General features: G+C 60.2%; 7 protein-coding genes. 2 read left to right on the top strand and 5 right to left on the bottom strand.

All coding sequences use genetic code 11. From position 1 onward, the window contains the following. Nucleotides 1-16 precede the first annotated feature (16 nt). On the top strand, nucleotides 17-994 hold the full coding sequence (locus NL114_RS16080) for a DUF8426 domain-containing protein (RefSeq protein WP_254821930.1): 978 nt from the start codon (nucleotides 17-19) through the stop codon (nucleotides 992-994). A 50-nt stretch (nucleotides 995-1044) separates the two neighbouring features. Here the strand turns inward: NL114_RS16080 and pglZ are convergent, their stop codons facing one another. Genes pglZ through NL114_RS16060 form a run of 5 tightly spaced genes read right to left on the bottom strand, consistent with a single transcriptional unit; the run spans nucleotide 1045 to nucleotide 12076 of the window. Next, on the bottom strand, nucleotides 1045-3171 hold the full coding sequence (pglZ, locus tag NL114_RS16075; protein ID WP_254821929.1) for a BREX-5 system phosphatase PglZ: 2127 nt from the start codon (nucleotides 3169-3171) through the stop codon (nucleotides 1045-1047). After that, a complete protein-coding gene (locus NL114_RS16070; protein ID WP_254821928.1) occupies nucleotides 3168-6863 on the bottom strand; it encodes a hypothetical protein in 3696 nt (1231 codons plus the stop codon). The genes pglZ and NL114_RS16070 overlap by 4 nt, the downstream gene beginning before the upstream one ends. Continuing rightward, nucleotides 6856-7497, bottom strand: a complete 642-nt coding sequence (locus tag NL114_RS16065; RefSeq protein ID WP_254821927.1) for a BREX protein BrxB domain-containing protein — start codon at nucleotides 7495-7497, stop codon at nucleotides 6856-6858. The genes NL114_RS16070 and NL114_RS16065 overlap by 8 nt, the downstream gene beginning before the upstream one ends. After that, the gene (locus tag NL114_RS21770; protein ID WP_350355435.1) at nucleotides 7494-11240 is read right to left on the bottom strand and encodes a hypothetical protein; all 3747 of its coding nucleotides are present in this window, start codon (nucleotides 11238-11240) and stop codon (nucleotides 7494-7496) included. Before NL114_RS21770 ends, NL114_RS16065 begins: the two co-directional genes overlap by 4 nt. Beyond that, complete coding sequence (locus tag NL114_RS16060) at nucleotides 11237-12076, bottom strand: BrxA family protein (protein ID WP_254821926.1); 840 nt, start codon at nucleotides 12074-12076, stop codon at nucleotides 11237-11239. The genes NL114_RS21770 and NL114_RS16060 overlap by 4 nt, the downstream gene beginning before the upstream one ends. Between NL114_RS16060 and pglX the strand changes: the two genes are divergently transcribed. After that, complete coding sequence (gene pglX / locus NL114_RS16055) at nucleotides 12075-16451, top strand: BREX-5 system adenine-specific DNA-methyltransferase PglX (RefSeq protein ID WP_254821925.1); 4377 nt, start codon at nucleotides 12075-12077, stop codon at nucleotides 16449-16451. The genes NL114_RS16060 and pglX overlap by 2 nt on opposite strands. The last annotated feature ends 2 nt before the right edge of the window (nucleotides 16452-16453 follow it).

Genomic DNA, 16453 nt, shown 5'->3' with positions numbered 1-16453 from the left:
TGGAGAAAATTATACCATGGCGAACGCCTGGGTGGTCCGACCCAAACCCCACGGAATCAACCGACTAGATGAGTTTCTCGATCAGGATATCGTCGCTATTGGCTGGAACTCGGTCGGCGATCTGAGTGAGGCCACAGAGGCTGAGATCCGGAGCCGGATCGAGGACGCCTACGATTGGAGCGTCTACAAAGAGGGCCAAGCTGTTGGTCAGGTCAACCGATTCGCCAACGAGATCTCAAAGGGCGATCACATCTTGGTTCCATCCGGTGGTGACGTGTATATCGGCCAGGTAACCAGCGAGTACCGGTGGGAACCGAGTCAGGAAGCGGGCAAGGGCTACCCTCATCAGCGAGATGTCGAGTGGCAGTTTGATGGCGGCGCCGTCAGTCGCTCCTCGCTTCCCGGACGGATCCACGACAGTCTGAAAGGCAGGCTAACAGTGTTTTCTGTGGATGGGGACCGTGTTGCTGACCTCGTTGAATCTGAGCTCGTCGTCCGCGAGCGGGACCGGTTCGGCGAGCTTCAGCAGGAGTATCTCGAACGACTTCAGGACGGAGCTATCCCTGGCATCAATGCAAATAGCTTCGAAGGAGCGGTCGTGAAGACGGTGCTGGACAACTACTTCCCCAGTATCTCACGCGAAGCGACGACCAGTGATGAGTCCGGGGATACTGACCTCCTCGCAGAGCTTCCTGGCGATGTCACGATCAGAGTCCAGGTGAAACATTTCTATCCGGATCGGGGCGAGCTGGGTGCTGGTGCTGTCGAGCAATTGGCTGCCTCGATGACTCCTGGAGATCATGGAATCGTCGTTACGAGCACCTCTGTCAGTGAGGGGGCGGAAGCGGCTGCTGCTGCGTCCGACCATCATATCGGTATCATTGACGGAGAGGAGTTCACCGAACTCCTGTTCGAAGATCTCCAGAACTACACTGAGCAGGAACTCAACCAGCTCGGCCTCGAAATACAGCCACCTGCTATCAAACCCGCCTGAAGCGACCGTCACCGAGAGCGGAGCGCGATGGGCCCGATATCACCTGGCGGTTATTTCTCCACGCGGAGGAACGAGAGCATACACTCCTGGGGCAGGAGCCCGCCATGGTAGTACCGCCGCGCATCATAGCCCTGCTTGCTGAAGTGCTGGCGTGGATCGGTCAGCAACCGGAGATTCGTGTCGAGGTAGTTCGCTCCCGGCGTACTCGCCTCGACTAGTACCCCGCTGCCACCGCTCTCGACGGCATCACCGGCGACCCGTCGGTACTTCACTTCCATCTCCGACTCGGCATTGGCATCGATCGATTCCATCGTGGGCTCATCGGGGAACAGGACGAAGCCGTGATCGGTGACAACGTAGATCCGGTCCCAGTTCTCTGTTTCCAGTTTGTGCTCGATGAGGTCGTGAAGATCGTCGATGTAGCCGCGGAAGTGGGCCTCGATATCGCCGATCTCCCCCTCGCCGACATCGTCGAGTTCCTTATCGTAGTAGGCGATGCGGTGGTGCTCCCAGCCGCCTTCGGCCTCGGTGGGGACTTCCCAGCCCTGCTCTTCGAGCGCTCGGACGCGGTTGGGCTTGAGCCCCAGCGACCGCCCACCGCGATCGACCGAGAGCGTCCCGTCATCCATGCCGACGCTGAATCGGAAGGCCTTCCCGGGAGTGAGTGCCGCCATCCCGAATCGCGTCTCGGACGGGAGCACCGAGAGGCGGGTCTCACGTCGGACTTCGTACTGATCGTCCAACCGGCCGGCGAGTTCCTGGGCCAGGTCATACCGCAGCGCATCGATGAGGAGGACCGCGACAGTCGCTGTCTCATCGAACTCCGGCGCCATATCGCTCCACCAGCGGAAGGCCAGCTGCTGGTCGTCCAACGGGTTGCCGAGTTGCATCGCCGTCTCGACCTGGTCACCAAGGGTCTCGAGGTAGTCCCGGTACCGCTCGTGAAGCAGGGTCGAGCGCGTCTCAGGGAGCCACTCAGTCGCCGGGTGCGAATCGTTGAGCCCGGCTTCGGGAGTGCCGGTGAGCTCGAGGCGGAGAATCTGGTCGTCGATCCGCCAGCTCCCATCCTCTGGATCGGCATAGGTTGCGAACGGGTCGGCACCGGTCGCGCGCTGCTCCCACTCATGCAGATACTGCTGCAGTTGAGCGAGATGTGCGGCTTGGTCCCAGAGGCCGACCCAGGCGCTTTCAGTGGAGTAGAGCGCTACCGCTGCCTGCCGTCGCTCCGCCGCCTCGATGCACTGCTCGAAGTCCTCGGCTTCGAACCACTCGACCCACTCCGTCCAGAGCGCCGCATCGAGCGCGCCATCGACCGGGCACTCAGCGTATGCCCAGGGATCGTCGAGTCCGTCGATGATCGCCGACCAGTACGGGCCCCCAAGGTAGATATCGGCGGCCGCGGGCGAGCCACGAGTCCGGAGCAGACTCTGCAGTGGGTTCGGGGCCTCGTCGGTGAGGGCCATGGCGTCCGGGAATCGAGCAGCCGGAACGCCGGCGTCGATGAGCCAGCAAGCCACTGCCCACCGACGGACAGTGTCCGTGATGGCTTCCGGAGCTGCATCAGCAGCGACCGGGATGCCGCTCTTTTGCAGCTGCTCGATGGCGGTCGCAATGGTATCCGCATCGCGGTCGATATCCGGCCAGCCCCGCCGGAGCAGATGGTCGAGCAGCTGGCCTTTCCCCTTGGTAAGAATCTCTCCGCGGAGGTCATCTAAACGCGGAATTCCCATGCCATCGAACCGGTCGAGGATGATGTTTGCAACCTCGTCACGATCGGCTGGATCGTGTCGCTCCGCGTCGAAGATATCCCACGGGTCGACGTCGTAGAGGGCCGCGGTCAGCCCCTCGATACTGGTCGTCACCTCGCCGCCCGTCTCCCGAATATCACGGAACCAATCCCGGCCCGCCTTGGCCTCGCCGATGTACCAGACCTGTGGTGTGGCCCCGTCGTGTTCCTCAGCGACGGCTCCTGTCCGAAGGTCTAACGGGAATTCCTCGGCAGCGCGGAATCCGATCTCGCCGCCGATTGCCTCGGTTGCCCGCCGGACGATCTCCTCGAGGTACCCACCATCGTCCCACCAGACAATCCGGACGGGGCCGGCATACTGATCGGGGAAGGCCTGTTCAATGCGCTGGGTCGCCAGTTCAGTCAGCGTGGTGTTCGGTTGCTGGTTCATCGAGCATCGTCCTCCGTGTCGATGACGACGATCGTTCCGTCGTCATGAGCCGCGACGGAGCGCCAGAGCTGCTCGTGCGGCGCCTCGTCGCCTGGTTCCTCGTCATCGCCCTCACTGTCGAGCAGTGACCGCGCCTGTGTCAGCAGCCGGCGTGCGCGTTCCGGCGCTGGAATGGCGGCCCCGGTGAGTGCGCGTTCGAGTTGGCTGGTGGCGAAGGCATCCGGGTGTGATTCCACAAGGTCGTCATAGACGGTCTGCAGCTCTGCGTAGAGTGAGCCCTCCGTGCCATCAGCCCTGAGTAGCTGCCGGGCGGCCGCCAGGGTTGCAGCCTCGGAATGAACCTCCTCAGCCGCCAGTGTGGCCTCTGTGAGGGCATCTTCGGCATCGCGAGCCTGCGCCGCAAGCGACCGAAGGGCTTCGAATGAAACCGTCTCGTATCGCTCGGCGATGGTATCGAGCGTGCTCGGCAGGTCTGAGTCGGCGAGCGCGGTGGTTACCTCCGCTCGGAGGGTGTCGAGATCGGCCGTGTTCGTCTCCGTGCCGGTCAGCTGCCGGTAGCGGTCCTGGAGCTTTTCGACCCGAAGTTCGGCGACGGCAGCCAGTTGGGATTCGACCGTCTCGACGTCCGGGACCTTGTTGCCAACCGCGTAGGGGCGCATCTGCTTGACCTCTGTCGCCGTCGGATAGAGATCCTCGACCGTCTCGTAGGTTGCCTGATACTGTTCCCAGAGCGTATCGCCCCCGGTCTCGGTCGTGAACAGCGGGGCGACCGTTGCGTAGAGGTTGGCCTGGTCGACGATGGTCGGATTGCTCAGGAGATCCGCATCGAGCTCCTCGCCGGAGAGGGCCGGCTCAAGTGCGGTCTCGAGATTGCCCAGGGAGGTGCCGGCGCCGAATGCCATGTTCGTCCGGGCAACGACCGATCGTATTGTCGACCCGTTGGCTGCGGCCCAGTCTGCGATCTCTGAGCAGAGCACGGCTGTATCGTCCGTCGACGGTGACGTGCCGAGCAGGGCCGTGTAGACCTCGTCTAATCCTTCGGCTGGTGGCTCAGGATCGAAGGTGATGAGCGCATCTCTGAGTCGCCCGCGCGCCATCAGGGTCTCGCCGATGGTCTGCGTGTCGGTCAGTCGCTCGCCGTCGACCCGGACTGCGATGCGATCGGCCGCGACGAGCACGAACAACAGCGCGTGCAGGGCGTTCTCTGGGGTGCCGAGGAACGCTCCCCGACGGCCTTCGATGGTCTCGAGGATACGATCACCGTGCACCCGGTCTTCGTCGGCGAACAGATCGAGGAAGGTAGCGGCCCAGCCCTCATCAGCGATCGCGTGGGTGACGGTCTGAATCCCGAGTTCCTCAGCATCAGCGCTGCTGAGCGGCCAGCCCCCATTCTGGTCGAAGAACTGGCTGAGGGCTTCAAGATCCTCACGCTGAATGGGGGTCTCGATACTCCGACGATTGGGGAACTTCTCCTCGACCCGTCCGGCGACGGCATCATCGAACGATTCCAGATAGGTGCCGTAGGGCTCTGCGCGGTTCGGAAGATACACTGCTGCGGTCTCGAGCTGTTCGGCGAGCTTGTCCTCGATGGACTCTTCTTGGGTCTGGCGCTCGAGTCGGAGCTCTGGCCGAGGATCAGCCATCGTCCCCAGAACCTCTCGCATTCCCATGAGGCGTCGGATTTGTCGCCGGGTTCCTTCGGGGAGCTCGACGGCGACCAGGAGTTCTTCGGTCCCTTGTGGACCGCCATGGGTCTCTTGCCACCGCTGCCGATCAGTGCCGATATCATCGCCATCCGCCACGAGCAGTCGCGCGACAATGGCATCGTACCGCTCGGTCGTTGAGTCGGGGATCGACTGGTCAATGGTGTACCGGACGGTGTATGGGACCTCATCATAGTCGCCGAAGTCACGGATTACCGTCGAATCATCCCCGGTCAACCGATCATCCCCGAGCTCACGGAGGTACTCTCTGACCTGGGCACGGAACTGGGGGTGGGGGATATCGGCCGCTGCCTCACCGACCTGCTGCCAGAACTGGATATCCTCCTCCGAGAGAATCGTGTATTGTGTGGGCTCGGTGTCGACATCCGAGCGGATGAGGTTCCGGTCCTCCAGCTCCTCCAGTTGCGCCTCGACGTCGTCGGTGAATGCGTCGAGATCGGTCGTTACATCAGCGACGAGGAGCCGCGCGACGGTCTCGGCGGTCCGGGTGAGCTCCTCGACTTGACTCAGCAGGAACAGCGCCTTGGCCGTCCGGACGGCGAGGGCGTCCTCAAGACTGCTTTCGACCCGTTTGATGAGATCACGGGCCCAGCTCGGGATGAGCCCGGTATCCGAATCAAGGACATCGTAGAGCACGTCCCATGGGACGATAGCCCCCGGGGCCCGTTCGGCCCAGCCATGAGTGGCGAACACTGAGCGAACCCGGACCAGGAGGGCGCGGCCCTGGACGTACTCCCGGTCGGCAGTTCGATCGCCTTCGATGAGGCCCTGCATCGCTGCCCGAAGCAACCAGAGATCTCGGTCACGGAACGGATAGGCCTCGGCCGGGTTGTCATGGACGGTGATATCCGCGTCATCGGGAAGCGGCGGTTCGAGCGACGGCGCCTCGGCAAGCAATTCCGAGTCGATATACTCCGCCCCGGCGGTGGATTTCTGGAGCCACCGCTTCCGGACGATCGTCTCGGTGTCTGCCCCCTCGAGCTGGACCTCGTTGGTGTACCAGGCATCCTCGTCGACGTCGCCGATGAAGTCTCGCTGCATGTCCCGCATCGGCCACTGCCCGGTTGCGATGATCGGTGCGCCAAGCTCCTCCAAGAGCGCCTCGATGGTCGCGACGACCTCGTCGTATCGACGGGGTTGGTCACCGACATAGATGGCGACTTCATCGAGCGCGATGAGGAACTCGTGCGTCGCCTCGGGCTGTTGCATCTGGGATCGAGTCCGGGCGAGGCGATCAACGATGTCGTCGGGGCCGAACGCGTCGGATGCGACCGCAGCGGTGGCCGTCTCAATGGCGGCATCGACATCGGCACCTGTCGCAAAGCCGGCGTCGGCCGCCCCATCGAGAGCGGGAATGACGGCTCGTAGCCAGGCTCGCAGCGACGCCGGGCGATCAACGATGTCGTTGAAGCTCAACCCCTCATGGGTGGCCGCCTGGAGTGGCTCCCACAGGTCATGCACGATATCCAGCCGCCAGCAAAACTCAAGCAACCAGGGTCGATCGGTCGGGTATTCTCGTCGACGACCGAGCTCCTCGAACAGGAGGAGGGGAAGCCCAGCATCCGGCCGATCGCGGTCGAGGAGGTTCATCAACAGCGGGTGCAGCTGGTCGATGCCTGACTCCTCGAGCGTCTCTCTGAAGGCTCCAAAGCGTGGGATCTCGGTCGCGAGCTTATGCGTTGCGGCCTCGAGCCCGTCCATCGCCCCGGTCGCGACACCAATGAGTTTCAGGAGGTGTGACTTCCCGGAGCCGAACGTCGCATGGATGTACAGGAATCGCTCCTGGAGTCCGGGTGAGATGATCTCCTCGGTCGCCTCGAGGACGGCTCGGACGCTCGGTGTCTCATAGAATTCCTCGATGTCTCGTTCGATCTGATCGACTTGATCGACCTTCTGGATCGGTTCGAGCGGGCGAGTCGGGTGACGGCCGGCCGGGAAGAGGTCGGCGATCGTCTCGAACTCAGACATCGGTCAACACCCCCGCCACGATCTGTTCATCGATACGGTGCGCTGGATAGTAGTGCCGTGCATCTTCATTGAAGAAGCTGAGTCGGCCGCCGATGACCGAACCCGGGAAGGGGATGCCGACGGTTGTATTCACGTTCCGGCGGTCAAGCGCGTCTAGGAGCTCCGATGCCCGAGTGAAGGGGTAGAGCCCACCCAGCCCGAGCAGCACCAGCACGGAGGTCTGTTCGTTTACCACACCGTTGGCGCCGAGTTCGGTGCTGATGAGTTCGGAGACCAGCTCCGAGGCGAGATTCCGTTGGAGGGTCCGTTCTACCGCCTCCGTGTCGACGCTGTCGAGCGGCCCAAGGTCCGTACAGGTGCCGAATACCGATGTGTCCGGCAGGAGGCCATCGAGGCGGACGCTGGTCACGGTGATGGGAGTGCCACTAGCATCGGTGACTGCCTCCCAGTCAGCCAGTCTGCCGGGCTCACCATGCGCCGCCCAGCGCTCAAGCCGGGTGATGACACGTCGCTCGATCGGCGGGTCGACCGGGACCATCACGAACGGGTTCCGGATCCCGCGGCGCTCTCCACCGGCGAAATCGACCAGCTCCTGTGTGAATCGCGCTAACGGGTTCCCACTGGGCGCACTCATTGGATGAGCACCCCCTGGCCATCACCGACCGTTACGACCTCGGGGCGATCCTCGCTCAGATCGAGGCGCTCAAGCTGGGCTTCAAGCGCATCAGCATCAGTATGGAGCACCCCGATGCCGGTCACCTCGCTCGGTGTTCGCTCGCCGACGACCGATTCGAGCGTGGCTGCGAGCTCGCGCTGGGTGTCGGCGGTCGCCGTCGTCGCCGCTGCCCAGTCGAGATCATCGAGCCGGCCGAGGGCCTCAGTGAGGCGCTCCTCGTCATCGGCACGCGGCTCTCGCTCAGTGAGGGCCTCGATGGCGGCCTCGATACGCTCGAGGGCCGACCGGGTGTTTCGGAGCGGGTCGAGATACTGCACCCGGAAGCCGTCATGGACGCTCCGATCGGGCAGCTCCATCGGGTCAAGGAGCCACGGGTGGCCGGCCAGGGTCTGTCGTAGTGCCGGGAGCTCCGCGGCTTCCTGTTGGGCTGTCCAGGAGGCCTCAAGCGATTCAATGGCGGTTTCGCGGGCATCTAGACTCCGGACCAGTTCGCGCCAGCCCTCCTGGGTCCACCATTCAGTCTCGGCCTGCGATGTGAGCTGCTCGGTCAAAGCCTCGATCGCCTCGGTATAGGCGTCATCGAGCCACGCGATATCATGTCGACCAAGCCGGACGAGCCCCTCGAGCTGGAGGAGGTATGCCATCTGTTTCGTCCAGCGTTCCTGGGCGGTTTCGAGCCAGGCAGCGTCGTCAGTAGCGCCAGCAACGAGCTCCTCGAGCTCGGAGACATCAGCGGCCGATGCAGTGCTGCGCCGGGTTGCTGCCCGCTCACCGACGCCCTCCGCTGCCTCGGCCAGCGCCTCGACGAGCGTCGACAGGGTGTCGGTCTCGAAGGTCGTCTCTGCCTGGACCGTCACGTCCTCGGCCAGCGTCGCAGCGCGCCGCTCAGTCGTTTCGAGGAGGGTATCCAATTCGAGATAGCCACGATTCTCGCTGCCGGTCGGAGGGATGAGATCATGCTCGACGAAGACCTCCTTCGCCCGTCGCCCCGGCGTAACCGGGCGGAGTGCCAATTCGGGGTGTGTTCCGGTATCGAGCAGGTCATCGACCGATGCGGGGTCGCCCTCGATCGTCACGACGCGGAAGACGCCGGCGCGGCAGAGTCCCCAGAGCACGGCCAACAACGCGGGTGATGGGTGCTGTTGCCCGTTCGTTTCAACCGCGAACAGCGGCTCGGACGCCGTCACACGATCGAGCGTGGTTGCAAGGTCAATCTCTCCGGCAGCGCTCTGGAGCTCGCTCCCGACGAGCTTGCGGACCTGAAAGCCGATCTCGCTAATGTCAGCGATATCGGCCGACGCTGGAGGGATGCCGATTGTTCCCGCCCACTCCGGCAGGGCGTCATCATCATCGAGCCGTTCGAGTTCCCTGAGGTGGCTCTCGTCGATCCGGAGCAACTCGGGATGGAAGTAGTCGGGATAGGCCTCATCGATGTAGTCCTCGAGCGCCGCGTCGAAGCCGCTGAAACTGGAGGCTTCAACGCGGAACGTCGCTGCTTCGAGGGCAGCGACGAGCTTGCTGATGGCGCTGGTGGCCGCGTCATCGAGATCGCGCGCGACGGATTCCGGTGGCGTCGTCGCTTGGGTGGCCTCCCAGAGGGCCCACCAATCAACGAGCTGCGACCGGAGCTCATCGAGCCCATCCCCTTCAAGCAGCCAGTAAAGTGTCTCTTCGGCGATCGTATCGGTGTCGACATCGGGGCGCAATCCACGGATGACGACATCGACTGCGAAGACCGCGTCCTCGTCGGTCCTTGTCGAGAGTGGCTGCCCATCGATCGCAAAGCCGTAGCCGACCGGGTAGGCGCTCGCATCGGCCGCATCGTCATAGGTGTACGTCGAGGGGAGATCCAGCTCCGCGATGATCTCCGCCCATAACTCCTGGTCGACCGCCTCGATGATGGCGTCCCAGTCCGGGTCGGTTTCGCGCTCGCGGGCGTCGGCCAGCATCCGCTGTTCATCGGGCGTGCTGATACGGAGCTTGGCGCCGTCCGTCGCCGTATCGGGTCGGATATACCGCTCGAGCTCCCCATCCAGCGCCTCCCGCACCTGGGTCCGAACCTGCGCGCGTGGAGCGCCGTCGAGATCATCCATCACCGCGACAGCCAGGTTTGCCTCGTTTTGGGGGACGAGGTCCGGAACATACGACAACAGCAGGACCGCCTTCGCGACCTTCAGGTCGAACGCAGAGGTAGCGGGATCCTCAGCAATGGTCTCGATGACTTCGGTCTCATCGGGGATGATGTCTTCCAGCTCGTATCGAATGAGATCATAGAAGTCGACCAGGCTGACGATCGGCAGCTCGCGGTCCGTACGAGCCATCTCTTCGCGGAGCCCGGCGACGAGCGCGAGGATCGCGCGGGCGGTGCCGGAGAAGATGGACTTGCTGCGATCCGCCAGTTCGGTCCGGAGATTCGAGAGGATCTCCAGAAACAGCGCGGGCTGGTATGGGAGCAGCGGATAATAGTCGATGAAGTCCGCCTGATCGATGTCGTCCAGCGGCGGCGTCGTGTTCTGGTTCCCGTCGTTGTACACCAGCATCGTTCGTGGGCGGACCGTCGCCTCGAGAGCGTTCGTCCGGACCCAGTCCGCGCCCGCTGGCGACTTCGCCAGCAGTCGCTGCTGGACGATCTCCCCGACATGCCGGCTCGGCAGTGCGTACTGTTGTGGGAAGCGGTCTTTGAGCCAGCCGATCTCGTTGGTCTTCGTCGCTGTCCCGGGTTGGGCCTCCTCGATCGCTGACTGGGCGGTCACCACCGACAGGATGTCACCGCCAACGCTCTCGATGCTCTCTGCCAACGCGTTCAACTCCCCGATCCGGCGGTCGTCATCGCCCATGAACAGCGTCACCTCGTCCATCAGGAGAACGAGCTTCGTCGGCCGGTCGTACCGTGCTGCCAGCTCCTGCCGGTACTCCTCGAGCGTCCGCACCGCGAGCTCCTGGCCGATGTTTTTCGCCTGGATGTCGGCGAGGTTTTCGGTCATTCCAGTCGCTCGCTCGGTCATCCCCTCGAGGACGAGATCCGAGAGGATGCGATACCGCTGGACAGCTGCCCAGTCGTACTCCGGATCGGAGACCCCCGCCTCGCGGAGGATCTCGTTAACGAGCTGCTCGCGATCCTCCCAGACCGCCTGCGTATCGAAGAGGCCGCCGGGGCGCTGGAACTCCTCTTCGAAGAACGCGACATCGAGCCGATCGGAAAACCCGCGGCGCTGATAGATGGTCTGGAGGATGATCTCGCTGAAATTCTGCTCGCGGACGCCCTGATACCGCAATAGGTTGATCGGCACCGGGACGATGAGATACTCCTCGTGAAGCGACCGCCAGGTATCGGCCAGGCTGTCGCTCGCGTCGGCCCGGCTATCGAATCGATTCCAAACGGTCGCCATGTCCTCCTCGGCGAGGGCTGCCGAATCAAGGAGCAGATCAAGCGCGGTCAGCAGGTGGCTCTTGCCGCTGCCGAAGTAGCCGTAGAGCCAGTGATTGAGTTCCTCTGAATCCGGATTGTCGTCCTGGATGCGGGTGAACAGGTCTTCGAGGAAGTCGACCGACGCATCGGTGAGATGGTACGTATCGAGGTATCGCTCGTACCGGTATTCACGGCGCTCTGCGGGGGCCTCCGTGTCGAAATCGCGATCAATACGGATGGATTCCTCGAAGCCCGGATCGGGCTCGGCGAAGAGCTCAGTGTCCTCGATCATCCCTCGGCCCCCGCGAGCCGCGCGTGGAAGTCGTCGGCGGGCTCGTACCAGCGCCGGCCATGGGCCTGATGTGAGGTCCAGCGCGTTGAGCGAGTCAGTCGCTGACTCTGTGGCTCCCAGAAGGGTTCCGGCTGGAAGAGATACCGCCAGCCAGTGGGATGTACTAACCACTCATCACCGTGGGTCTGCCAGGACCAGTAAGCAGCCACTTCGAGCGGAATATCGCCGATGGAGGGGATTTCAGCAGTCATGCTCTGTTTGGACGGGATCACACCGATCGAGCGAAGGACGGATCGGTAGCCCTTCGCCCAGCGCCCCCGCGTCGATTCTGCGGCATCGAGGGGGGCGCCGGTATCGAATCGGAAGTCAGTGAGCAGGTCGTCGATGGCCGCATCAGCAAACTCCAGCTGCTCGATACTACCCCTCGCGAGCCGTCGGAGTTGCTCGTGGAGGACGTAGCGAAACAGGCCGTCATCAGCGACGAGATAGCAATAGAGTACCTGGTGTCGATCGCGGTCCTTCCGGCAGGCATCAAGGATTCCAGGGAGGTGCCGGAGCGGTGGTAGCCCACCGCCGGCCTGCTGCAGCCGTGAGCGGATGACGACGAACGTGCGGCGTGCACTCCCCCGTGTCGAGCGCTCGGCGTGTCGCTCCTCGAGCCAGACCTCCTCAACTCGATTCCAGTCTTCCTCCTGAAGATAGAGCTCCGCGATCGCGCGAGTCTGCTCGAGGAGGATCCCGGCCGCGTTGAGGTCGAGGGAAGCCTCACCCTCGGCGAGGCTTCCGTTTAGCGAGGGAAGCTCCTGGTCGAGCCCCCCGTTCCGACCAGCGGACATGGCCCGAATCCCGACGGGTGGCCACTTAGAGGTTCGCGTCGAACCCCAGATGGAATCGCAAGCGGGTGCCGGGACAAGGTTGATGTTGGCCCCCTTGGTGAGGGGCGGTATCGATATGTCTCTGGGGGATTCATCGCGGAAAGCGCAGCTCGATAAGGCAGAGCGAGAGCAGCTCGAGGACGTCGTCGTTGATCTTCGTGAAGCTGTCGAAGAGGAGATCGAATACGAACTGGAACACCGGTACGACCTGACCGACCGGGAGGGGGGCGAAGATCTCTCAGAGGAGATGCGAGCGACCCGGGCGCGGCTCGCCGAGGCGATTGATTATGAGGATCCAGGGGGCAAATCCTGGGCATGGTGTTATGAGCAGTACATTACTGGCGTCGGATATACCATCGTCAACCGACTGGCTGCCTTCCGGTGTATGGAGGTCCGTGATTTCATTGACCTGCCGGTCACGCAGGTCGGAGATTCCGGACTTACTCCCGCGGCAGAGCAGTCGCTGACCGACCGATTCGATTTGGGACGGGAGGAGGCCCTGATAGCGGCCTACCACGAAGAATGCGAGGCGATGGCCGAAGAGATTGAGATTCTCTTCGATCCCGAGTCACGCTACAGCGTCATCGACCCTGACCCCGACCTCTTTCGGGAACTTATCGCCAAGCTGGACGAGATTTCCGATGATGTCTGGCGGGCCGACGACGTCCTGGGGTGGGTATACGAGTACTACAACAGGCCGGTTGTAGAGCGGCTCGACGACAAGAATTCGCTTGAAGCCGAGGAAGTCGCACCAGCGAACCAGTTCTACACCCCTCACTGGGTTGTTCGGCTCCTGACCGACAACAGCCTCGGCCGACTCTACCTGGAGAAGAAAGAGGAGGTGGACGAAGTCGTCGAAGCGCAGTCTGGTTTAACTACCGACGAGCGGAAGAAACGCCCCACCACTTTCGCGGAGACAGACAGTATCGCGGACTTTTGCACGTACCTGTTGCCCGATCAGAAATCAGGAGAACCGACGGAATTCGACCATCCTGAGGAACTTCGAGTCTTTGACCCTGCCTGTGGGAGCGGTCACTTCCTTCTTTATGCCTTCGACATACTGGAGCGAATTTGGCACCGGGAATGTCCCGAATTAGATAGCGGAGAGATCCCACGGAAGATACTAGAGTACAATCTGTTCGGTGTTGATCTCGACCTCCGTGCCTGCCAACTAGCGACATTCAACCTCTATCTCAAAGCTCGTGGCCGCGCTGAAGCTGAGGGGAATACTGACTTTGATCTGCCACGGATGGGGATCGTCACGGCGGATGCCAAGGTAACTAACACAGACAATATTGGCGAGATTTTCGAGGAACTCTCTGGGGACCATGATGAGCTCGAGGAAGCTCTTCAGACTATCTTGGATTCGTTTGAGAATATCGAAGCACTTGGGACTCTGTTAGATGCCAAGGGTACCCTTGGGGAAGTGTTCGATACCGGAAAACAGCAAACGCTACTGGAGTCAATAAATGGGACCGGTGATTTGCATTCGGTCCTTGAGAATCTCCGCCAAAACGTTGATGATCGATTTGATGATGATTCGTTCGATGCGCAGGAGCTCAGGAGCTTCCTGCGGCTTCTGGTGATTCTCACTCAGGAATACGATGTTGCCCTGATGAACCCGCCGTATGGGGCCCAATCTAGAATGCCAGAGCCGGTGCGTGAATATGTGGACCGGCAATGGAAATACCCCGCAGAGTATTATATTAATTTCTTTGAAGTATGTAACCAGCTATCAAAAAGGAACGGCCGGGTGGGAATGTTGGTGAAAAGAGAGTTCATGTTCAAAAATAAACTCGCTCCCTTCAGAGAAGATTTCATAGGACAACAAGGTACATTCGATTTCCTAGCCGAATTTGGAGAAGGGGTACTGGATAAGGCAAAAGTCCGTAACGCAGGGACAGTGGTTCGGATTGATACAGAATCCGAGATAGAGACAGATGGTACGTTTATTCGCCTCCATGACGTAGAGAAAGACAAGAAAGAAAGTGTACTGTTGTCATCTCTATATGACCGAACGAGTAATGAAATAGAAAGAGTTTACAGCAAAAACCTTCGGCATTTTGATAAAATTCCGGGCAGTCATATGTCTTACTGGATGCCGGAGGAGATAAGAGACTTATTCGATTCGGATATTGTTTTTGATTCTGGGAATTGTAATGTTGACAAACCTGGGCAGGGTGTTGTTAAGCAAGGGCTCATAACTGGATACAATGATAGATTTACTAGGCAATTCTGGGAGACAGATTCAGATATTTGGGTTCCATTTGCAAAGGGGGGAGAGGATGCTTGGGCTGTTCCACCGGTGAACCTTGAGGTACTCTGGGAGGAAGATGGGAGGGAGATTAGGGCTACAGGCAAAGGTCGACCTCAGAATACGCAGTATTACTTTTCTGAGGCGCTGACTTATACCTATATGAAAAGTAGTGGAAAAAGATTCGGTTATCTTCATCCAGATTCGATATTTGGCCGTGCTGGAAGTGTTTTCATCCCTGAGTCAGATACGTGGTCAATTCTCAGTTATGGAAATTCTAATTTGGTAACATATTTGATGACTGGTCTTGACCCAGGTCGCCACTGGGAAGTCGGAAATGTCGCTAAATTACCCTGGTACCCCGAAATTACGAATGATTCCCGGCTAGAGGATCATGCTCGCGCAATTGTTGGTCTCGTGATCTATAGACGTATGTCTAACTTCGACTCTCCGTATTATGTAGCACCGCAGATACTACGCCTCGTCGTTGATGAGACTCCTTTGCCACACTATGCATCTCATCCCCACCGAGAATTGATTGCCGATTCTAGGGTGCCAGATTTCGATACAGAATTTGATCCTACCTCCACCCTATATGAATTGGCGTTAGGTGCCTCGAAAATCGATAACAAGATCGATTCAAAACTTGAGCGCCATGCCCACAACATTGATAGTATCATTTTCGATTATTTTGATCTCGATACTGAGATTCGAAAAGAAATATTAAAAGAGGTATCGCTCAGGACTAATGAGAACCCAGAGTTCGAGCCAAACTTCGATATAGAAGACCCTGATGAACCGAAGGAGTATGAAGGACTAATTAAAGACCTGATCCTTCATTTTGCATTACAATCTGTTCTGGAATCAGACCATGGTATCGCCCCTATACAGTCAAATCAAGAGGAATATGATTCATTAGTAGAACTCATAATACGCCACTTTGAGCGGGTTTGGGGCGGTCATGCCCACGAACGATTGGAAGAGGCTGACGACCAGCTTGGCGATCAGGAGGTAACAGATGTCGCGTATCCAAATCTGCGACGATGGATTCGGGAGGATCTGTTTGAGTATCACCTCGACCAGTTTGAGAACGTCCCTATACTATGGCGATTGACCAGCCAACGGTTGACCTCTGATGGTGACACAGAGGGGTTCGGCTGCTACATCGACTACCACCGGTTCGATCAATCAACCTTCGATCGTATTCAGTCCGACTACCTCGAAGAGCGTAAGAGCGTTCTAAACGACCTCCAGTCGTCTGCGAACCGGCGGCGGAATGATGAATCGCTGGCTAGCACCGAACGCGCCGCTGCTCAGGCAGAGTTTGACCGATATGAGAACGAGCGACGCCAAGTTGACGCGTTTGAGGACCGGCTGTTAGAACTTACCCGGTCACGAGAGCGGGAATGTAGCCCGGAAACTCAAGAGTTCGCGAGCGAACTATCAGAGGACATCGAACTCCTCAGGGCGCGACTGGCTGATCGAATGGAAGCATTCGAAGAGCTAGTCGAGATATCTGGTGAGGAATGGCTCGCTGACACGTTCACCGACACATTCACCGACTACGTAATAGACGAGCAAGAGGAGTGGTTCACGGCCCTCGATTGTGGTATTAAGGCAGCGGGGGGGTACGCAGAGAGTGTCGATACTCCTGTGGAACCCCATCTCTACGATTATCTCGGCTACTGCGAAGACAACATCGGCACCACTTCCTACCACCGGAACGGTCTGCTCTTCCTGCATTATTACTTCGGCGACGACGAGTTCCGAGGACTGGTCGAGGATGGTGAGCCACGGGAGGGGATGGACGAACAGGAGACGCTCCTGGCTCGCCTTGCCGCAGGTATTGACCGTGATGTGGAAATCGGCAACCGAGTCAAAGAGCAGTGTAAGGAACTCCAATCGATGGTCGAAGTCACCTGGGACGAAGGCTGCTCCTCGGACTGGGAGGGACGGGCACTGGATGAGATCATGACTGACGGGTACGATCCTGTCACGAAGCACGGCGTCGCAGTCAATATCCGCCCCCTCGCGGTGCAGAACATCGTCCCCGAAATCGTCGAGGAGGACGTGCTGCTGTAAGC

This window comes from Haloglomus halophilum (genome assembly GCF_024298885.1).
GTDB classification, from domain to species: Archaea; Halobacteriota; Halobacteria; order Halobacteriales; family Haloarculaceae; genus Haloglomus; species Haloglomus halophilum.
The sequence above is the reverse complement of the archived record's forward strand: the minus strand, read 5'-3'. Positions and strand labels throughout refer to the sequence as shown.